A 22,521-nucleotide genomic window follows, 5' to 3' on the forward strand; every position below is an offset into this window, starting at 1 on the left:
CGAACCTTGATCCGTGCGTCCGCGGTGGTGAACGGCCAGTCGATTGCCGCCCGGCTGTGGTTCCGATCCGTCTGCTATACTCACATCTGATCGACCAGCCTCAGCTTGTCCGGGATTCGGCCGCCCATGTACTGTCGGGAGGGGATCCCGAGTTCGATCTCGGCCATGTTCAGCCGGCTTCCGCGCTTGGTCGTGTAAACCACCGCCAGCCGATCGATCAACCGCCGCGATCTCATGAGCCTGACCGAGGAGTGCGCCAGGGTCACGGGCATCGCGTACATCATGGAGTGCGACCGTGAGGAGACGGAGGCGATCCTCCACTCCTGACTTTCCAGGCCGGGGGCGCAAGTGAAGGGCTGACACCAACCACTGAACCGGGTCCGGCAGGCGAGGGTCGGGCCCGGCCTGTCGATTTCGGGGTCATGGCCTGTGATGGTTGACCAGGTGGCGTGGCTGAGGCCGATGCACCTCTTCTTGTTTCCCCAGGGCTGGATCTGGAGCAGAGGGGGCTGCTGTCCAGAACAGGGTGTAGCCTAAGTCCTTGATTCAAGCATTCTTGCCTTCAACTGCAGGCAACTCGGTGATATTCGGTGGTTCTGAAATACGGTTCCATAGAATGGAATCGGACAGCCTTCTCTAGGAGGTATTCTCAAATACGGCCCAACCGCTCACGGGATGCGGTAAAAAGTGCATAGAAATCGGTAGTACGAACAACCGTCAGCACGGTACAATAGCAGTTGCGCAGACCGCTCGGCAGTTCGGTAGTGGAGTGGGTCGAGGTGCTTAGTCGGCGTCGGGCCAGATTCGCGGTGGAGGCGTTTCTCACCGGCCAAGCGCTCGTGTAGGGTCCAGCTCGGACAACAAGGACAGGGGAAATGAAATGCGCTCCTTCGACACTCTGATTGTATCCATGCATCGTTTCGGCGGTTTTGGGGCACGGGCCGGCATCGCTTTGATGCTGCTCGCCCTGCCGGCGCTGGCGGTGGATACTCACTTCACCGGTGGCGGCGACGGCATCAACTGGACGAGCGTCAACAATTGGGACAACGGGCAGCCGACCAACAACAGCTTCAACGTCTTCATCGACCAGGGCGGAGCGTTCAGCGTACAGCTCAACGCTGACCGCACGATCAACGGTTTGACCATTGGTGGCGATGATTCTCTGTCGCTCCTCAACGGCTCCTTCCTCACCTTCGACGGCAGCCTATTGAACGACGGTACGCTCGCGGTCAACGCAGGCGGAAGTGCCACCAGGCTGGTCTTTCATGGCGGCGCGATTGGTGGCGCGGGTAAGATCGTGTTGAACGGCGCAAACGCGCAAATCAGTGGTTCCGGGACCATGACGCAACAGGTCGGCCACATCATTTCCGGCTTCGGCAGCATTGGACTGAACGTCGTCTCCCTGATCAACGCTGGTGTGATCGACGCCGACTCAGCAGGCAACGCGCTGGTCCTCGACCCCGCCAATACGGGCGCGGCTCTCACCAACAGCGGCACGCTGCGGGCGTCCAACGGCGGTCTTCTGCAGCTCACCGGCAGTGGCGGCGGCGGCTTCCACAACACCGGCGGCAGCATCCTGGCCACGGGCGCTGGCTCCGAGGTCCAGCTCTTCAGCAGTGCGGCCATCGACGGCGGCACCCTGAGTACGGCCGAGGGCGGCGTCATCCGCAACGCCACAAACCAGTCCGCTTTCCTCAGCAATCTGACCAACGCCGGCACCTTCATCGGCAACAACAACAGCACGACTCACATCGCGGGCACGATGACCAACAACGGCTCGATGACTCTGGCTGCCAGCGTCTCTCAAACCGATCTGGCCGTGGACGGAGACACTCTGTTGACCGGCAACGGAACGCTGGTATTGAGTAGCGTGGATGCCAACAACAACGCCCGCGTTGTCGGCTCAGGAATCCTCACCAACGACGTCAATCACGTCATCCAGGGTCAAGGCCAACTCGGCGCCAACGTCATCGGCATCATCAACAACGGACTCGTGGATGCGAACGTTACCGGGAAAGCACTCGTGATCGATCCCGCCAACACGCCCACCGCCATGATTAATGGCGGGACGCTACGTGCGTCCAACGGCGGGCTTCTGCAGCTCACCGGCAGCGGCGGCGGCGGCTTCCACAACGACGGCGGCAACATCCTGGCCACGGGTGCCGACTCTGAGGTTCAGCTCTTCAGCAGTGCGGCCATCGACGGCGGCACCCTGACGACCGCCGAGGGCGGCGTCATCCGCAACGCCACAAACCAGTCCGCTTTCCTCAGCAATCTGACCATCGCCGGTACCCTCATCGCCGACAACAACAGTACGACTCACATCGCGGGTACGATCACCAACAACGGCTCGATGACTCTGGCTGCCAGCAGCTCTACTACCGGTCTGGCTGTTGACGGAGACACCCTTCTCACCGGCAGCGGCGTGCTGACATTGAGCAGCCTGAATACCCAAAGCAATGCCCGTGTCATTGGCTCAGGCACTCTCACCAACGACACCGGCCACATCATCCAGGGCCAAGGCCAGCTCGGCACCAACACCGTTAGCATGATCAACAACGGACTTGTCGATGCGAACATCAGTGGGAAAGCTCTTTGGGTTGACCCCGCCAACGTCGCGACTGGCCTGATCAATGTCGGTACGATGCGGGCGTCAAACGGCGGGATTCTGCAGCTCACCGGCAGTGGCGGCGGCGGATTCCACAACGACGGCGGAACCATCCTGGCCACGGGCGCCGGCTCGGAGGTCCAGCTCTACAACAGTGCGGCCATCGACGGCGGCACCCTGGCGACTGCCGACGGAGGTGTCATCCGGAACGACACGGACGAGGCCGCGTATCTCAGAGATCTGACCAACGCCGGCACCTTCATCGGCAACAACAACAGCACGACTCACATTGCGGGCACGATTACCAACAACGGCACCATGACCGTCAATGCTGGTGTTAGTACGACGAACCTGAACGTCGATACCGCCGCGACGTTGGCCGGGAGCGGAAGCGTCACTCTCAGCGGCGCGAACGCCCGGGTCGTCGGCACCGGCATGCTCACCAACACCGCCGGCCACACGATCCAGGGCCAAGGCAACCTCGGCGTGAACACCATCGCCTTGGTCAACGAAGGTCTCATCGACGCCAATGTTACCGGCGCAGGCCTGGTCGTGGATCCCGCCAACGTCCCTACCGGTGTGACCAACGCCAGCACGATGCGGGCGTCGAACGGCGGGTTGCTGCAGTTCACCGGCAGCGCCGGCGGCGGATTCCACAACGACGGCGGAACCATCTTGGCCACGGGCGCTGGCTCCGAGGTTCAGCTCTTCAGTAGTGCGACCATCGACGGCGGCACCCTGAGTACGGCCGATGGCGGCGTCATCCGGAACGCCACGAACGAGGCCGCGTATCTCAGAGATCTGACCAACGCCGGCACCTTCATCGGCAACAACAACAGCACGACTCACATTGCGGGCACGATCACCAACAACGGCACCATGACCATCAACGCCGGCGCCAGTACGACGAGTCTGAACGTTGATACCGCCGCGACGCTGACCGGAAGCGGAAGCGTCACTCTCAGCGGCGTGAACGCCCGAGTTGCGGGCACCGGCATGCTCACCAACACCGCCGGCCACACGATCCAGGGCCAAGGCAACCTCGGCGTGAACACCGTCGCCCTGGTCAACGAAGGTCTCATCGACGCCAATGTCACCGGCGCCGGCCTGGTCGTGGATCCCTCCACCGTTCCCACCGGTGTGACCAATACCAGCACGATGCGGGCGTCGAACGGCGGGTTGCTGCAGTTCACCGGCAGCGCCGGCGGCGGATTCCACAACGACGGCGGAACCATCTTGGCCACGGGCGCCGGCTCGGAGGTCCAGCTCTACAACGGTACGGCCATCGACGGTGGTATTCTGACGACTGCCGACGGAGGCGTCATCCGGAATGCCACGAACGAGGCCGCGTATCTCCGAGATCTGACCAACGCCGGCACCTTCATCGGCAACAACAACAGCACGACTCACATTGCGGGCACGATTACCAACAACGGCACCATGACCATCAATGCTGGTGTTAGTACGACGAACCTGAACGTCGATACCGCCGCGACGTTGGCCGGGAGCGGAAGCGTCACTCTCAGCGGCGCGAACGCCCGGGTCGTCGGCACCGGCACGCTCACCAACGCCGCCGGCCACACGATCCAAGGCCAGGGCAACCTCGGCGCGAACACCATCGCCCTGGTCAACGAAGGTCTCATCGACGCCAACGTCAACGGCGCTGTGCTGGTCTTGGATCCCTCCATCACCTCCACCGGCGTTACCAACAATGCTGTTCTTGAGGCCAGCGACAGCGGCATCATGCAGCTCACCGGCAGCGCCGGCGGTGCCTTTACCAACAACGGCATCATGCAGGCACTCGACGGCTCCACCATCCAGACCATCAACGGAGGTGTCGTGACCAACAACATCGCCGGAACGCTTACCGGCGGCACCTATCGTTCCGTCTCCACCGGTAATGCTGCCAGCGTCGCCCTCAACGGGCCGGGCATCTCCACGATCGCCGCCAACACCACCGTTGAACTCTCGGGCGCGACCGCCACCATGACCTTTGGCGGCACGAACCTGCAAAGCTCGCTGGCCACCAACAACGGCACATTGAAGGTCCACGATGGCCACACGTTCAGTATGGCCAACGCCCTGACCAACAATGGCCTAGTCAGGCTAGGAGGCACCGATTTGGCCGATGCCGTGCTCAACAGCGGCGGGAACATCACCAACAGCGCTACCGGCGAGGTTGCCGGCCACGGTACGATCGAGGACACCATTTTCAACTCCGGCCTCGTCCGAGCCGCCGGCGGCACGCTGACCATGCACGGCCTGATCGACGGACAGTCGGGTACGATTCAGATCGACCCCGGGGCGTCACTCGACCTGTCCGGCGCGGGCGGCGATTCCGACGCCGACTTCCTCACCCACAACGGCGTGAACCTCAACCTGGGTGCCAACAATGTCCTCGTCCGGAAGGACTACACCAACGCCGGCTTTGGCACGGGCAACAGCTTCAACGGCCGGGCCAATGTGACCGGCACGGGACTGATCCTGGCCGATCCGGCGGTAGCCCAGGCACTCAACGGCGATGTCTCCGGCGGAACCGGCGCTGGGCCGAGTATGGACTTCGGCAACATTCGGGTGGGCGACAGTGCGACCAAGAGCTACGCGGTGAACAATGTCGGGGCAGCAGGTCCTGTCCTGCGTGGTGCCCTCCAGACTGACAACACTGCCGGCAACGGCGGCAACATCACCGACTCCCGTCTCACTGGCAGCGGCGTGACCGCCCAGAACTACGGCGTCCTTGGCAACAACTCGGCCAGCGGCAGCTTTGACGTGACCTTTGCGAGCACCTCCGCCGGCGCTCTGACCGGCCAGCAGGTTGCCATCGTCAACAACTTCGACAACGTGGCCGACCAGACCCTCACCATCACCGGCGCTGCCTACAATCCCGCGGTTGCCAGGATTGCGCCCAGTGCCATTAACCTGGGCAACTTCCACGTGGGTGACGTTGTTCCAGGGCAAGCCATCAGTATCTCGAATGCCGCGCCGGCCGGCCCCTACAGCGAAGACTTGCGAGCTCAGAACATCATGGCCAACCCGGATGCAGTGCTGGGGGCAGGCAGCCCGTCAGCGGTCGATGTGCTCGCCGGGGCGACCAATACGGAGGTTTCCGTGTCGATCGGCACGGCAACCGCCGGCAGCAAGACCGGCAAGGTCACGATGGATCTCATGTCCAACGCCACGGTGGGCGGTGTCTCCATTCCCGGCCTGAGCCCCTTGTCGCTGGGGCAGGGAGAAGTCAAAGTCAATGCGACGGTGTACCGCCTTGGGGTCCCATCAGTTGCCACGCCGGTCGATCTCGGCGAGTTCCATGTCGGCGGCTTGGCCGTCGGCAGTGCGGTTGTGGGTAACACCGCCGTCAATGACGGCTACTCTGAATCGATCAAGGCACAGATCGCCAGTTTCTCGCCCGACATCATCGCCGCGAGCGGTACGGCGACGGTCGCACCCGGGGGCAACAGCGGCGGAAGCCTCACCGCCCAGATCAGCACGGCCACTGCGGGCGCCAAGAGTGGTACGGTGAGTATCAAGCTCGGCTCGCTGGCCGCCGCAGCCGGGTTGGCCGATACGGACCTCGGTTCACAGAACGCGGCGTTCACCGCCAAGGTTTACAACCTCGCCGCTCCGGTGGTGAACAACATCCAGCCGATCGACTTTGGCATTATCCATGTCGGCGACACTGTCTCAACGGCACTTTCGATCACTAATGGTGCTGCGGGCGGCGGCTTCTCCGAGAACCTCAACGCGAGCTTCGGGACTCCTGATAGCGGCATTACCACGAACGGCGGGTCCATCTCGCTGTTGACGGCCCAGGCCGTCGATTCGATATCCATGGCGATCGCGGTGAATACGCTCACGAACCGGATCGTCAGCGGGAGGGTGCCGATCAGCCTCCAGTCCGATGGCACCGGCGTGAACAGCCTGGGACGAACCGACCTCGGTATACAGAGCGTCAATGTGCAGGCTCAAGTCAACAGCTACGCCGATGCCCTGTTCAGCATGATTTCTGGCGACGGCAACTTCATCATGAACAGTGTTACCGACTACTCGCTGGACCTTGGAACAGTCATGCAGAATGCTGCGGACCCAACCACCATGCTGAGCCTGCTCAACGACGTGCATGGGCCAGCGGACGATCTGGCGGGCTCCTATGTGCTGACCGCATCGGGGTTTGCGCTGAGCGGGTTCGAGGATTTCTCCGGGCTCACGGCAGGCAGTTCGATTGCGGACCTGAGCGTGGCCCTCAACACAGCCAACCTGGGACAGATGACCGGCACCATCACCCTGACGCCTCGGAGCGAGAACGCCTCCGGCTTCAGCGGTTTCCAGCCGGACATTCTGATCCATCTTTCCGGCGAAGTTGTGCCTGAACCGTGCTGCCTTGCCTTGTGCCTGCTGTCCGCAGGAATACTCCTTGGGCGTGCGAAAGGCCGTCGGCGGTGAGCGTCCGGCAGGCTGCATGACGAGCAACCGGCACCGGGAGGTGCTAGAGTCGGTTTCACCAGGCTCAGAGAACGGGGGCAAAACACACAGGCGGATTGTCGCGTTGGCCGGTTTCCCTCTGGCAAACCGCCGAACGGGGGTTATGATACCACTTCATCTGTGGCACGTGTCGCAGGCCTTGGCGGGAGCGGGCGCGGCTTCCGTGGGGCAGAGCGAGGAAGGGGTTGGCCATGAGCATCGGCCGGCCCCGGGATGGCACCATTCATCATTGGAAGGAGAACACGATGGCCAACGAAAGCCTACCTGCTTATCTGGCGTCGGCGAAGCCGAACCCGCTTGCCAACCGGGCTCCGTGGTACAAGAACACGGCCCAGACGTTTGCGGGGATTTTCCTCTGGTTTGCGTTTTATGATCAGTTAGCGGGCACCCAGGCGGGGCCTGGTGCGCTGGCCATGGGAGGCCTGGGGACGGCCATCCTGGGGCTGATTGCAGCCGGCCTGATCTGTCACTTTCTCTTCTATCTTGTGCCGGGCATGCTGGGCATGAAGACGGGATACCCGCTGTACATTGTGGGGACGAGCACGTTTGGCACCAAGGGCGGTTACTTCCTGCCGGGCATTTTCATGGGTCTGTTGCAGATCGGTTGGTACAGCGTCGCGACCTACTACGCGACCAAGCTGGTGTTGGCTGGCTTCAACATGACCGACCCGCACGACAATACGCTATTTGGTCCGCCGCCGCCGGGTGGCCAGAATGCGTTCAGCCTGGTTTTCGTGGTGATGGCGGTGATCTGGGGTTACCTGTTTGCCTTCCTGGGGGGGATGGGTATTGGCATGGTAGCCCGGCTGGCGACGTATTTTCCGATTGTGCCGATCGTGCTGCTGATCATTGCGGCGGGCATGGCCTCGAAGCATTTGGGCAGCTTTGATCGCGAGCAGGTGGCGCGGAACAGTGTGGCCGCCCAGTCGGTGATCAACGCGGCGGTTGACGTGGCGAAAGTCCAGGCCGCGGCCGAGGGCAAGAGTGAGGCCGAGGTCAAGGCGGCAGGCGAGAAGGTGGCCGGCGATATGACCAAGGCCACGGTCGACCCGGTAGTTCTTGCGGCCGCCAAGATTGATGACAAAGGCCAGGCGATCATTGATGGGCTGAAGCTTGCGGGTTTTCTGTTGATGATCCAGCTGGTGGTGGGTTTCACGGCCACCGCGGGGGCGTGTGGTGCTGATTTCTGCAGCGCGAACCGTCATGGGGATGACGTTCAGAAGGGTGGTCTGACCGGGATTGCCCTGGCGATTGTCTTTGCTGGCGGGCTGGCCATGGTGACCGTGGCGGGTGCCCAGGGTGCGCTGAATGCGGGGATTGCCGGTGGCGAGGTCCAGTATGGCCAGTTGACGAACTACACGTTTGGCGGTTCGCTGGGGGTGCTGAGCAAGACGCTGGGTGGGCAGGTCATGCCGATTCTGTTTGCACTTGGCTCGGTTGCCTCGGCGTGCTTCTGTTCTTTCATCATTGGCAACAGTCTATCGACGATGCTGGCCAAGCCGAAGGCTCGGGTGGCGATTACGATGGCGGGGGCGACGATTGGCATTGTCCTGGCGGCGTTGGGCGTGGCGGGCAATCTGGCTGGGTTCTTTGGTCTGATCGGGGCGTCGTTTGGCCCGGTGATTGGGGCGATGATCGCTGATTACCTGCTGAGCGGTCGTCGCTGGGTTGGCCCGCGTGAGGGGGTGAGTATTCCTGGGTATGCTGCGTGGTTGATCGGCTTCCTGGTTGGCATTTCGAACAACAACTTCCTCTTCGGCGAGAATCCGCCGGTGCCGGGCTGGTTCCCGACGGGAGTGGCCTCCCTGGTGGTCGGCTTCATCGTTTATGCGGTGCTGGCCAAGGCGGGCATGGAAGGCAAGCGGGTACCGTATGAGCTCGGCCCGACGGATGCGTCTAAGGCGGACGTTGTCCAGGTTTAGTCGGGGCGCCGGGTTCGGAGACACGGGTTCGATTTCAGGGGCCGGGACCTCCGTGAAGGAGTGTCCCGGCTCCTGGCGTTGTTGGCGCTCGGGGCTGGGGGACAGTAACCTACGGATGGCGGCCCCAGGGGAGGCGGGGTCTCCGGCCGTGGGATGGATTCAGGTACATGGCGGATGGTCGTGGTTATCGCGGGCTTGTGGTCATGCTCACGCTTGGGGCGGTGGGCATGGTTTTTTGGCGGGCCTGGGTGGCCGACGATGCGTTCATTACCTTTCGGCATGTTCACCACTGTCTGGCCGGTCACGGTCCGGTGTTCAATGTTGGAGAGCGTGTTCAGGGGTTCAGTCACCCGCTGTGGTTTGTGATCCTGCTGGTGGGTGGGATGTTCTTCGATGTCTACGCGGTGGCGGTTGTGGCCGGGCTGGTGTGTACCGCGGTGCTGGTTTTGGGGTTGGCTTGGCACATGCGGTGTGAGGCCGGGCGGGCGGTCCAATTGTCCGCGGTCATGGCCGTGCTGCTCAGTTCGCACACCTTTGTTGAGTATCAGACCTCGGGTCTGGAATCGTCGCTGACCCATGCTGTAGTGGCGTTGCTGGTTGGGGGTTTACTGGCGGGGGTGCGGGAGGGTGAGCGTGCCTGGGGGTCGGGATTCTCCCCGGCGGCTCCCTTGGGTGAGGGGTTGGGGGTCAAGCCGTCCGAGTCCGGCGGGGATCCTGGGCGGCCTTTTTCGCTGCCGGTTGTGGTTTTGTTGTGCGTCGTTCTGGTTACGAATCGGCCGGACCAGGTGGCGTTGTCGGGACCGATTGTGGTGTGGGCGTTGGTTCAGCTGGTGAAGGCTCGGCGGTGGCGGCTGTGGCTAGCCTCGGCTGCGGCCTGCCTTCCGGCCGTGGCCTGGTACGGGTTTGCCACGGTGTACTACGGCACGCCGCTGCCGAACACCGCCTATGCCAAGCTCGGGCTTCCCGCGTCGGTTGCGAAGCTAAAGGGGATTCTGTACTTGCGTGATTATGCGTGGCACGAGCCGGGCCAGGCGGTGCTGGCCGCGCTCTGCCTGCTGGCGGCGGCGTTCTGGGCGGTGCATCTGGTTGCTCGCCGGAGATTTGGAGGGGCGGTTGTTGCCTGTTTGGCGTTGGGGCTTTGGCTGCAATTGGCCTGCGTGGTTCGGGAGGGTGGCGACTTCATGCGTGGTCGTACGCTCGGGCCGGTGCTCGTGGGCAGCATTGTGTTCGGCGGGATGCTGCTGGGCAGGCTTCTGCCCGTTCATCGTGTGGCCCGATCGTGTTCATGGATTGCGGCGATCGTGTTGCTGGTTGTTTGCCCGTTGAAAATGGGTCGAATCGAAGTGGTTGAGGGTTTCCTGAGGGGCTGGAACTACTTTCGTGACGAGACCCAGGCCCGGGCATGGCTTGTGGTCGTGCTCATGGTGGTGTTGCTAGCTCTGGGGTTCGCGGGGCACCGTCTGCTGGCCCGGTGGGATGCGTCGCGTCGGGCCTCGGGGGTATTCATCGGGCTGGCCACGATCCAGGTTTTCTGGCTCATTGCCGGGATGGGGTCGCTCAATCTGTCGGGACCGACCACGGTCATGCTGGCGTGGGTCTGGGTGGGCAGCAGCTTCATCATTGGCTGTCTGATGGCTGAGCGAAGGGTGGTTTTTGCGCCGGTGCTGGGGGGGGTTGCGTTGCTGGTGGGGACGATCGGCTCGCTGTGTGATTTCACGCCGCGGATAGGCGAGTTGGCCAGGGGCACGGACATTGTGGACGAGTATTCCTGGTACACGAATGAGTGGACTGAAAGCCGTTTTCGCGAACCGCGTTATCAGCGTAACTCCAATGTTCTGGAGTGGGCTCGAGTCGGCCAGAGTGCGCGGCGCTATGCGGACAAGTACGGGCCGCTGACCATGGCCCTGGGCGCGATCGGGATTGTGTCCTGCCAAGCGGGTTCGAAGGTCAGTGTGGTCGACTGGCACGGCCTGACGGACGCGTACATTGCTCGGCTGAAGGCTTATCCCGGCTCGCGTATCGGGCACATGGAGCACGAGGTCCCGCTGGACTACTACCGATCGAGAGGGGTGGTCAATCTGCTGTCGAACTGGAAGGAGCGGCTGGAGCAGCTCGATCCGACGCTGATCGAGGAAGCTCGGGCGTTGCAGGAGGCGGCCCGCTGGCCTGACCCGGCTGATCGGGGCCGCTGGCAGCTGGTGGAGACGATGACTCGGGGGGAGGTCTTCTCGCGTGAACGGCTCGCCCGGATCCCCCGGTATGCTTGGCCGAGCCGGTAGGGCCCGGCTTGAAATCGGGGGTGCTGATCCATAAGGTATCGTCTCCCGAAAAGGACACTGATTCCTATGCTTGAAGAACTTACGGCAGAACTCAAACAGGCATTGGCCGAGGCCGAGGAGCTCATCGCCGCTGCCAAGACGGTGGATGAGCTTCGCCAGGCGGAGAGTCGGCTGATGGGTAAGCAGGGTACTCTGGGCAAGCTGTTGGCCTCGATTGGCAAGCTGCCCGCGGAGCATCGCGGGGCGGCTGGGAAGGACATCAACCTGGCCAAGAAGGCGATTACGGAGCGGTTTGCCTCCGCCCGGGGGGCGATTGAGCAGGCCGCCGACAAGCGAGCGGCGGTTGGGGCCCAGGCCTACGACCCGACACTACCGGCTCCGGTTGTGCCGCGTGGGAGCGTGCATCCGGTGACGGCGGTGCAGTGGGAGGTTGAGGACATCATGGCCCGTCTGGGCTTTGTGGTGGTGGCCGGCCCGGAGATGGAGACCGACTACTACAACTTTGAGGCCCTGAACATACCGGCGATGCACCCGGCGCGTGACATGCAGGACACGTTCTGGCTGACGAACGGGTGGCTGCTGCGGACGCACACGTCGCCCTGTCAGGTGCGGGCGATGGAGAAGCTGGGTCCACCGTTGCGGGTGATTGCCCCGGGGCGTGTGTTCCGTTACGAGACGGAGGATGCCTCGCACGGCAATACCTTTCACCAGCTTGAAGGGCTGATGATTGATCGCCGGATTTCGATCGCCAATCTAATTGGGGTGATGAAGCTGATTCTGGTTGAGGTCTTCAAGCGTGACATCAAGGTACGGCTTCGTCCGGGCTTTTTCCCCTTTGTGGAGCCCGGCTTCGAGCTGGACATGAGTTGCGAGATTTGCGGCGGCTCGGGCTGCGCGACGTGCAAGCGGAGCGGCTGGGTCGAGATTCTGCCGTGCGGGATGGTTCATCCGAACGTGCTGCGTTTCGGCGGGATTGACCCGCACGAATACACTGGTTTTGCCTTCGGGATGGGGTTGACTCGTCTGGCGATGATGCGATACGGCGTGCAGGATATCCGCGGCCTCAACAGTGGTGACCTGCGGGCGATCATCCGGCCGGAGCAGCGCAACGGCCCGGCCATTATCGAGAAGAACTAGCCGCCGACCGCACTGACAGCTGACAGCTAACACAAAAGGAATCTTCCGTGTTCGTCTCATTCAACTGGATTCGTGACTTCGTCGATTTGCCCCCTGACCTGGATGCACGGGTGCTTGCCGAGCACTTCACGGTGACTTCGGCGGAGGTGGAGGGTGTCGAGCAGATCCGCTGCGGCGCCTCGGGGCTGATTGCGGTGGAGGTTGTGGGGCTCGAAGTGATTGCGGGCAGTGCTGGCCAGCTTGCGGTCAAGGTGAACACCGGTTCGGCTCAGCTCGATACGGTGACCCTGGCACAGGGATTGAAGGTTGGCGACCGGGTGGTCTTCGCCCCGCCGGGGGCGGTGCTTCCGGGTGTGGGGGTGATCGGCGAGCGCAAGGTCGGCGGGCGCAGCAGCGCCGGCATGATCGTGCCCGGTGATGCCCTGAGCCTGCCGACGGTCGGCCAGCGTGCCCTCTGGCTTCCCCCGGCCACCCAAGCCGGCGAGAAGATCGACATGGCTCTTTTCGGCGACTGGGTCATGGAGATTGACAACAAGTCGATCACCAATCGGCCGGACCTGTGGGGTCACTACGGTGTCGCCCGGGAGCTGGCGGCGATTCACGGCAGACCGCTGAAGAGCTACCCGGTTGCGCCGCTGGATGAAGTGGACGACAAGTCGCAGCCGGCGGTCCCGATTGTCATCGACGACCCGGCCCGCTGTCCGCGTTACAGTGCGTTGCGGTTCACGGGGGTTCGGGCGCAGCCGGCGCCGCTGTGGATGCAGGTTCGGCTAGCCCACGTGGGCATGCGGCCGATCGACATTCTGGTTGACCTGACCAACTACATCATGGCCGAGCTGGGTCAGCCGATGCACGCGTTCGACTGTTCCACGATTGAACGCATCGAGGTTGCGACGGCCAAGACGGGTGAGCCATTCACCACGCTCGACGGCACGGTTCGGACCATGCCCGAGGGTGCATTGATGATTCAGTCCAACCGCCGCTCGGTAGCCCTGGCCGGGATCATGGGTGGGGCTGATACCGAGGTGACGGCCAAGACCGAGTCGCTGCTGTTGGAGAGTGCGAACTTCGACCCGGCGGTCATCCGGCGGTGTGCGACCGCGCTGGGTCATCGCACGGACGCGAGCGCCCGGTTCGAGAAGTCCCTGGATCCGGCGACGACCGTGCTGGGCATTCAGCGGTTCGTGTATCTGGCCAAGCCTGAACTGCCGGCCATGAGGTTCACCAGCCGGCTCTCCGATTGCTTCCCCAGGCCTCCGAAGACCACCATGGTGCGCGTCGACCCCGAGTTCGTGAGTATGTACGTCGGCCGGCCGGTGTCGGCGGACGAGATCTCTCGGATTCTCAAGCCGCTCGAGTTTGGAGTGAAAAGTGAAGGCAAGGTGCTGGACGTCACCGTGCCGAGCTTTCGAGCGACCAAGGACATCGGCATTGAGGCGGATGTCATCGAGGAGGTGGCCCGCTTCATCGGGTACGGTTCGATCGAGCCGGTGCTGCCGACGATCACGGTTCGTTACGCGGAGCCGACCGACCAGGCTCGATTCGAACGGCAGACGCTTTCGCTGCTGTGCGGCGGGATGAGTTATGCGGAGATTCACCGCCACGTCTGGTTCACGGCCGACTGGCTCAAGCAGATTGGTTTTGAGCCGGGCGCGTGCATCACGCTCCGCAACCCGGCGGCGGCCGGAACCGAGCGGCTGCGGACCACGCTGATCCCGGGCGTGCTGGCCGCGGTCGATCTCAACCGCCATCACTTCGAGAAGTTCGACCTGGTGGAGGTCGGCAGCGTGTTCTCGGCCCAGGCCGCGGAAGGCAAGGCGGGCGACGCCGAGCGCGAGCGGCGGCACATGGCTCTGGCCCTGGTTGGGCCCGGGCGGAAGAGCACGCACGAGGACGAACTGCTTCGGCGGCTCAAGACCGATCTGACCACCTGGCTGTATCAGACGCTGAAGTATCCGCTCCGGTTTGTCACCGCTGCGCCGAGCTACCCGTGGGAGCACGAGGCCAAGACCGCGGCGGTCGAGTTCGACGGCAAGGCGTTGGGGCGGATCACGGTACTGCCGGCGGCGACGAAGCGGCGGATCGACGAGCATCTGGCGGCGTGGTCGATCGCGTTGGCCGAGGTCGATCTGTCGGCCGTGCTGAGCCTGCGGCCGCTGCACCGCAAGCTGGTGCCGGTGCCGGTTCACCCGCAGATCGATCTGGACTTCTCGCTGTTGGCGGCCAGCGGCTACCGTTACGCCGAGTTGGAGAAGGCGCTGGCCGGTTACAGCCACGCCCTGTTGCGGCGGTTCGCGTTCGTGGACAGCTACGAAGGCGGCTCGGTTCCGGCGGGCAAGCGGAGCTTCACTTTCCGGGCGACGATCGGCGACGCCGGGCGAACGCTGACCGAGGAGGACATCCAGGGTTTCCGCGCGGACTTCCTCGCCTTCATCGACAAGAACGGCTTGGCGCTGCGAACGTGATCGCAGGCGGGCTGTGTCCGAGTCCGGCGGCAGGGATCGCGCCTCGGGGGAGGAGGCCACTGGGTGTGGAGACGCCTCTTCGTGGTCATTGATGGTCTTGAAGGTTTCCAGCAGGCCGTCTGTTGGCGGGTCGACCACGCCGGTCAATCGGAGGGGGAGGCGGCGTCTGACAGGGTTTCATCGGAGGCGTCGTAGTCGTTGGCGTGTGGGCGCCAGGATTGCTCGGGCGAGGGTGGTGGGGGAGGTGGTGTGGTGGGGGTGGTCTGGCGGATGGCGGAGAGAATGGCGAGTCGTTCTGGGCCGATGAGTTGGCTGATGGCCTGTCTGAATTCCGGTGTCGGGCGGACATAGTAGTCCGGGTTGGCTCGCACGGTCACCTTGACCCGTTCCTTGGTCCAGAGTTCCAGGAAGACCGGCTTGTCGCCGGAGAACCTGCGGATGGTCTGCTGGAGGGTCTTGAGCGTTTGTTCGGGGGTATCGTCGCCGAGGCGGAGCAGGACCATCGAGCTGAGCCGTTCGTCGGCGGCCTCGAGGGGGATGAGGTCGTTGACGCGCAGGGAGGGCTCCTGTCGTCGGCGGTCGACCTGACCCTTGAAGAAGACGACCGTCTCCAGGGCGAGCTGGGCCTGGAACTTCTCCAACTCCTTGGGAAAGAGGATGACCTCGATCTGGCCGTGCAGGTCCTCGAGGGTGACGATGCCCATTTTCTTGCCGGCGCTGGTTCCGTTCTTGATGGGGACGTTTCGCATCTTGCTGATCATTCCGCCGACGGTGACTTCGGAGCCGTCGGTGAATCGGACCAGATCGATGGTTCGGGCGGAGGCGTACTTGCGGAGTGTTTCCTGGTGGGCGCTGAGGGGGTGTCGGGTCACGTAGAAGCCCAGGACTGCTTTCTCGTGGGCGAGCATTTCGGCCTCGTTCCACTGGGCTTTGGGCATTTTGGGTTCGATTTTCTCGATGCCCGGCCCGCCGAACAGGGACATTTGCCCGCTGCGACGATCGGCTGCGAGCGCGGCTCCCTGGGCGATGGCGTCGTCGAGCACGAGCATGAGGGCCTTGCGCATCGCGCCGGTGGAGTCGAATGCTCCGCACTTGATCAGGGCTTCGAGGACCGCCCGGTTGACGGAGGCCAGGTCCACCCGCTCGCAGAAATCGAAGATGGAGCGGAACGCTCCTCCCTTCTCTCTGGCGGCGAGGATTGCCGCGACGGCCTTGCTGCCGACGCCCTTGATGGCCGCGAGCCCGAAGCGGATGATGGGCCGGTCGCCCTTGCCGCGGACCACGGTGAAGGTTTCCTGGGACACGTTCACGTCGGGTGGGGCGATGTCGATGCCCATTTTCTTGCACTCTTCGATGTGCTCGACGATCTTGTCGGTCGAGTCCATTTCGAAGGCAAGCAGGGCGGCCATGTACTCGGCCGGATAGTAGACCTTGAGGAAGGCGGTTTGGAAGGCGACCAGGGCGTAACCGGTTGCGTGGGCCTTGTTGAAGGCGTACTTACCGAACTCGAGGACATCGGTGAAGATCTGCTCGGCCACCTCGCGTTTGACGCCTTTCTGGCCGACGCCGACGAGGAAAGGTTCGCGCATCGACTCGATGATGCTGGTCTTCTTCTTGCTGATCGCCTTGGCCAGGCGGAAGGCTTTCTTGAGCTCGATTCCGCCGAGCCGGTTGACCAGTCGCGACACCTGTTCCTGGTAGACCATGATGCCGTAGGTTTCTCTGAGTACCTCGGTCATGATGGGGTGGGGCGTGGTCCACTTGTCGCCGTGCTTGCGGGCCACGTACTGGTCGATGTAGGCCATGGGGCCGGGTCGATAGAGGGCGTTTGCGGCGATCAGGTCTTCGACGCAGGTGGGGCGCATTTTCATGAGCACGTCGCGCATGCCGCCGGACTCGAACTGGAACACGCCTTTGGTATCGCCGCGGGCGAACAAGGTAAAGACCTTCTGGTCGGTGAGGTCGAGTCTTTCCAGATCGAGGTCCAGGTCGTGGTTCTGCCTGACCAGTTGACGGGCGTGCTCGATGACGCTCAGCGTCTTGAGGCCCAGGAGGTCCATCTTGAGCAGGCCGCACTTCTCGACGGCGGGCCCGTCGAACTGGGTGACGGTCTGTTCCGAGTTTTCCGCCCGATACAGTGGCACGAGATCGTCTAAGGGGTTGTCGCTGATGACCACGGCGGCGGCGTGCACGCCGACGTGGCGGGCGAGGCCTTCGAGCCGCTTGCTGATGTCGATGACGTCGCGGATCTTGTCGTTTTCCTTGTAGAGCCGCTGGAGTTCCGGTTCCTGGCTCATCGCCTTGTCGACGGTCATCTTCAGTTCTTCGGGAATGAGCTTGGTGAGTGCGTTAGCCTCCTCGAAGCCCAGGCCCATGACGCGGCTGACGTCCTTGACCACGGCCTTGGCCTTGAGCGTTCCGTAGGTGATGACCTGGGCGACGTGGCCGTATTGCTTGCGGACGTACTCGATGACCCGTTCGCGGCCGACCTGGCAGATATCGATATCGATATCGGGCATTTCGTCGCGGTCGGGGTCCATGAACCGTTCGAAGTAGAGTTCGTAGCGGAGGGGGTCGGGCGCGGACAGATTGAGGCAGTAGCCGACGACGGTGGAGCAGCCGCTGCCTCTGGCCCCGCAGGGGATTCCCTCGGCGCGGGCGTAGCTGACGAAATCCCAGACGATCAGGAAGTAGCTGGAGAATCCCTTGGACCCGATGACCTCGAGCTCGTAGTCGATGCGTTCGCGGATTTCGGGTGTGATCTCGGTGTATTTTCGGGCTGCGCCGGCGTACACCAGTTCGCGCAGATAATCGCGGTCGGTTTTACCGGCGGGGACGTGGTAGACGGGGGCGTGGGTTTTACCGAACTCGATATTGACGTTGCACCGGTCAGCGAGGCGTTCGGTGGTGTTCAGGGCGTCGGGATAGTCCTTGAACAGCTCCTGCATTTCGGCGCGGCTCTTGAGGTAGAACTGGTCGGAATCGAACTTGAAGCGTTTTTCGTCTGTGAGTTTGGCCCCGGTGTTGATGCAGCAGAGCACGTCGTGGGCGCGGACGTCGTCTGGGCTGAGGTAGTGGACGTCGTTGGCGACGGTGACGCCGATGCCCAGCCGGCGGGCGAGGTCGTGGAGGAGAGGGTTGACGGTTTTCTGTTCGGGGAGGCCGTGGTCCTGGAGTTCGATGTAGAAGTTGTCTGCGCCGAAGATGCCCAGGTAGATTCTGGCGATTGCCTCGGCGTCCTTGGGGCGGTCGGCGAGGAGGGCCTGGGGGATCTCGCCGCCCAGGCAGGCGCTGGTGCAGATGAGGCCGCGGGCGTGTTCCCGGAGCACGTCCTTGTCGATGCGTGGCTTGTAGTAGAAGCCCTCGCGGTAGGCGATGGAGCTGAGCTTGAGGAGGTTGCGGTAGCCGGTGTTATCGCGGGCCAGGAGGAGCAGATGGTAGCTCGCGTCGGCGACGCCCTTGGTTTCCTTGCTCCGCCGGTCGCCGGGGGCCATGTAGGTTTCGAGGCCGATGATCGGCTTGACGCCGGCTTTGCGGGCGGCCTCGTAGAACGGTACCACGGCGAACAGGTTGCCGTGGTCGGTCATAGCCACGGCCTTGCCGCCGTCGGCCTTGACCTTGACCATGAGGTCATCGATCCGAGTGGCCCCGTCGAGCAGGCTCAGGTGGGTGTGCAGGTGCAGGTGGGTGAAGGTTGAGGGTAATGCCACGGCCAAGCCCGCCTCCCTGGGTGATCCCGTTCGGTCCGTCGGTTTCTTGATGGGGGATTCTACGTTCCGGGGGACCCCCCGAGCAAGCCTGTCGGCAGGTCCCGGTGCGGGGTGCTGTGAATTTCTTTGCGCCGCACACTTGTGGTCTTGCGGGCAGCTTCGGGTTGGTTCAGTGGGTTGGGTATCGTCTTGCGGCTCACGCCGGGGCGGAGGGCTTCGGTCGGGGTGATCCGAAACCGGACGGAGAGGCGATTGACGGCTTGGGTGACGTGTTTGCACCTGGTCGTTCGGATCCGAAGGCGTGGGTGATGCAGGATTCCTCGGAATGAGTGTTTTCTGCTCTGATCGGAACGGCTGGCTGGGGCCGGTTCGCCGTGGTCGTGCTACACTCGGAGCGGCGCCCATCAGTGTTCGGTCGGTTCTTTTGGCCGGTCTGCCCGTGGACGATGTCCTCGGCGACACGGGTGTGGCGGGAGAAGCGAATGCAAGCGCAGGCTCGTCCTCTGTTTGATGGGAGGGATACCATGAGGCAGGAATCGATGCGCGTGAGGCGTTTGGCCGTTGGCATTGGGCTGGGACTGTGGCTGGTCGCCCGACCGGTGTGGGCCGGCTCTGCCGCCACTGGTGACTGCGGGCCGGGGACGGTCAGGGTCTGCGGCACGGTGACGGTGAAGAACACCAGTGGTGCGGCGGCCAATGACTTTCATTTTTACATGTACCAGAACGACCGTCCGAGTGTGCAGGTGATGGGTGCGACGGCGAGCATTGCCGGTTGTGACAGCATGAGCATCTCGCTGGGGACGGACAACGGGACCCCGACGCCGCCGCCGGGCAACCACGGCGCGTCGGTCAGTGGTTCGAGTTGTGCCCCGATTCCGCCGGGTGGCACGATCAGTGTGCAAGTCTGCCTGTGCATGAACGAGCGGAACTGCATCAAGTTCAAGGATACCTACTTCACGTCGGATGGCACGCCTCTTCCGCCGGGTGGTGGGGGTGGGGGCGGTCCCCCGGCCGGCGGATGGCGGATTGTGCGTCCGTACAAGGGTGGCGGTGGCGGGAGCCGGGTTCCAGGAGGAAGCGGTGGTCAAGGTGCCCAGGAGGATGACGGGGGCAGCGGCAACTGGATACACATGGTGTGCGTTGAGAATGACGATACCCGCTGGGTGGTGCTGGAGGAGCTGAAGCTGCTGGCTTCGATGACTTCCTATGTGAACGCGGACACCGACATCGACTGGTCGGGCATCGAGCCGGTGGCGGATGTGTCCGGGCGGCCTCCGGTGTGCATTCCACCGGGTGGCCGGTGGTGCTTTCCGTTTGAGACCACCGGCGCCTATGTCGGAGGGCACATTTACCAGCGTTACACGATACGGCCCGAGCACACCGGTGAATGCAGCGGCATCAGCAGCGTCCGCAGCGGTCTCGCGCTGCTGGAGGATGCGGACAACTCCATGCTGGTGGTGGGCGATCATCCTCCCGAGACACCGCTGACCGAGGTTCTGGATATCGCGGATTACCTCGACGGCCGATCGTCCGACGACTACTACCGGACGATCGCGGCGGAGGTGACTTTCGGCGGGGGTACAGTTCCGGCCATTCCCGCGGGCTTTTTCGGGCCAGGGTCGGAGCCTTTCACCGGCACCGTCCTGATGAGGGGCATGCCGGTGGATCCGACGGTGAGCAACGCCGACACGATCGTTCGGCGGCACGGCGAAGCGTATCTGCCGAGCGACGGCTCCGGAGACACGATTCCGATTGAACTTCGGGAACTGAGCCTGGTCAGCGTTGACCCGATCACGGTGACCTACCAGGAGAATCACCCACTCTGGTTTGACGTATTCGTGCCCACAAGTCAGACCCACGGGACGCAGACCATCAAGGCCAACCTAAGCGAGGATGGCGGGGTGTCCATCCTGGGCGTCCGCGAGACATCGCCCGTAGATCCAATTCCGCCGGACATGATGCTGCTGATGCTGGCGAGCGATCTAGGCGGTGAAGTCGGCGGGTATGGTCCGCAAGCGGTTCTCGAGGTCTTTTTTCAGCCGACGCTCTCGATACCCGTTCTGCCGCCAATCAGCGGAGCCAGCGTGCGGTGCAGGATCACCACGCCGAGCGGGCTCGAGTTGCCTTTCATGGAACCGCCGACGGTGCAGTACAGTCCCTCGTTTTTCGATGTTGTGTTTGCGGTTTCTCTGGACGGGCTGGCAACGAGTTACCACCACATTCAGGGCTTGATTCCTCCTGAGCAGCCGCTTCAGTTCCAGTCGGTTGAGATCATATCACACCCGGGTAAGAGCTCCTTTGATCTCGCATTTGTCCTGCAGGCGGGTGGGGCAACGGTCTTGTCGTCTCCGATCATCCGGATGCTGGAGGATGGTGGTGCCCAGTTGGTTTCGAGCGAGTTGTTTGACGTGTCGATGAGCCTGGACGCCGATTTCCCGGCGATGGGTTCGATGGTGATCGTGCGGGATTCGCCGAACGGCGGGACTTTCACGAGCACATTGCAGGTTCGGCCCAGGTTCGTCTTCGCACCGATTAGTGGTGGGCTGGCGACGCCGCCGTTGCCCGATGTGTCGCCTTACGTTGTTCAGCAGAAGGCGGCCCACGGCTGGCAATACGCGCCGCCGGCCTTTCCCATCATCAACAGCGGGCCGAACTTCTTTTCTGCGGGAAGCGGGGCGGTGGAATGGGAAGCTGCGGACGGCTCAGTCTTCTCCGTTGGACCGGCGTTCCCGCCGGAGCCCTTCGGGCATCCGGTCACCTTCACCTGCTCGGCGGCCTCTCCGGGGTCCGCCAGGATTGAGGTGTTGCCGACCGGCGAGGTTTTCGAGCTCTTCATTCCCTCGGCCATGAGTGCCGAGCAGAAGCGCGACCATCTGGTTTCCACGCTGGTGTTGCAGCATCCCCAATACTATCCGACGAGCGCCGGCACGGACTCGTTCACCCTGAACGGTTTTCTTCCGGAGACTTCCATCCGCTTCGCGACCGGAACGAGCGCGGAGGTCCAGGACAAGCTGACCACGGCGGGCACCCGCAGCGGACAGATTGCGTTTGCCGGATCATTCGAACCGTATGACGGCCTTCACCAGCCGGCGGTTTTCACCGCCGGAATCGTGACCGACGTCGGCGAGCTGACCGCGCTCGTTTCCGCCCAGGAACTCGATTTTCAGACTGAAGGGCCGATCATCTGTCAGGCTCTCTTTCAGCGGCTTGGGCCATTGGCTCCCCCCTTCGGTGCCCAGATCAACTACGTCGGTGACCGGCTGGAAATCTACTTTGACCCCGCCTATACGGTAGGGCGCGGCGGTGTCGTTTTCGGTACGACGTCGCCAACTGACGGCTGTTCGGGCCAGGTGGTCATTTCGTGCCATCCGGCGGACTCCGACTGCGACGGGGACGTTGACCTGGCGGATGTGTTTTTGTTAGCGTCTTGCGCGTCGGGGCCGGCCGTGCCGGTATCGCCCGGGTGCGTGGGTCGGGACCTGGACCACGACAACGACGTTGACCAGTCGGACTTCGGAATCGTCCAGCACTGCTACAGCGGCTCGAACAGAGCAGCGGATCCGCAATGCATGGACTGACCGGCGTAGGGGAGATCGTTCATTCCGCGAGGTAGGTTTCGGGGGCGTGATGCGTCGCGTCGCATCGTGAGAGACCCACCATCCCGCGTTTTCCGTCTGACGGGCCAGGCAAGCGACGAGGAAATCGGTCGGATGCGGAGAGGCCTCCCTGCCCAGGCCTGGGGTTGAGGTACCGGGCGGGGACAGTGAATCGCGGCGGCAGGGCCACGTCGGTTTGCTGCGGAGGGCGCTTTGGTGTGTGGTGGTCACATTGGGGTCAGCTCAAGTGTTTTCAGCGGTGGCGACGGGGTTGGCGTTTGCCGAGTGGGGCCCTGGAAATAAGTCCCGACCTGGAGCGTTTGGC

At 63.2% G+C, this 22,521-nt stretch carries 8 protein-coding genes; 6 read left to right on the plus strand and 2 right to left on the minus strand.

Translation table 11 applies throughout. The features are described 5' to 3' along the window. Positions 1-80: 80 nt before the first annotated feature. A complete protein-coding gene (locus tag KA354_15185; protein MBP7935985.1) occupies positions 81-284 on the minus strand; it encodes a hypothetical protein in 204 nt (67 codons plus the stop codon). 596 nt (positions 285-880) lie between these two features. Here KA354_15185 and KA354_15190 point away from each other — a divergent pair. The 5 genes from KA354_15190 (at position 881) to pheT (ending at position 14,890) form a co-directional block, all read left to right on the plus strand. Next, positions 881-7,048 (plus strand): choice-of-anchor D domain-containing protein, encoded by a 6,168-nt coding sequence (locus KA354_15190; protein ID MBP7935986.1) that lies wholly within the window; start codon positions 881-883, stop codon positions 7,046-7,048. A 284-nt stretch (positions 7,049-7,332) separates the two neighbouring features. Then, complete coding sequence (locus KA354_15195; GenBank protein ID MBP7935987.1) at positions 7,333-9,009, plus strand: hypothetical protein; 1,677 nt, start codon at positions 7,333-7,335, stop codon at positions 9,007-9,009. A 167-nt stretch (positions 9,010-9,176) separates the two neighbouring features. Next, the gene (locus KA354_15200) at positions 9,177-11,288 is read left to right on the plus strand and encodes a hypothetical protein (protein ID MBP7935988.1); all 2,112 of its coding nucleotides are present in this window, start codon (positions 9,177-9,179) and stop codon (positions 11,286-11,288) included. A 66-nt stretch (positions 11,289-11,354) separates the two neighbouring features. Then, the gene (gene pheS / locus KA354_15205; protein MBP7935989.1) at positions 11,355-12,425 is read left to right on the plus strand and encodes a phenylalanine--tRNA ligase subunit alpha; all 1,071 of its coding nucleotides are present in this window, start codon (positions 11,355-11,357) and stop codon (positions 12,423-12,425) included. 47 nt (positions 12,426-12,472) lie between these two features. Continuing rightward, complete coding sequence (gene pheT / locus KA354_15210; GenBank protein MBP7935990.1) at positions 12,473-14,890, plus strand: phenylalanine--tRNA ligase subunit beta; 2,418 nt, start codon at positions 12,473-12,475, stop codon at positions 14,888-14,890. A 143-nt stretch (positions 14,891-15,033) separates the two neighbouring features. On the opposite strand, the gene KA354_15215 is transcribed toward pheT, so the two are convergent. After that, positions 15,034-18,600: a DNA polymerase III subunit alpha gene (locus KA354_15215; GenBank protein MBP7935991.1), complete on the minus strand. Its 3,567-nt coding sequence runs from the start codon at positions 18,598-18,600 to the stop codon at positions 15,034-15,036. Positions 18,601-19,124: 524 nt separating this feature from the next. Here KA354_15215 and KA354_15220 point away from each other — a divergent pair. Continuing rightward, entirely contained in the window at positions 19,125-22,178 is a 3,054-nt protein-coding gene (locus KA354_15220) for a hypothetical protein (protein MBP7935992.1), read from the plus strand. Positions 22,179-22,521 lie beyond the last annotated feature (343 nt).

This window comes from Phycisphaerae bacterium (genome assembly GCA_018003015.1).
Classification (GTDB): Bacteria; Planctomycetota; Phycisphaerae; order UBA1845; family PWPN01; genus JAGNEZ01.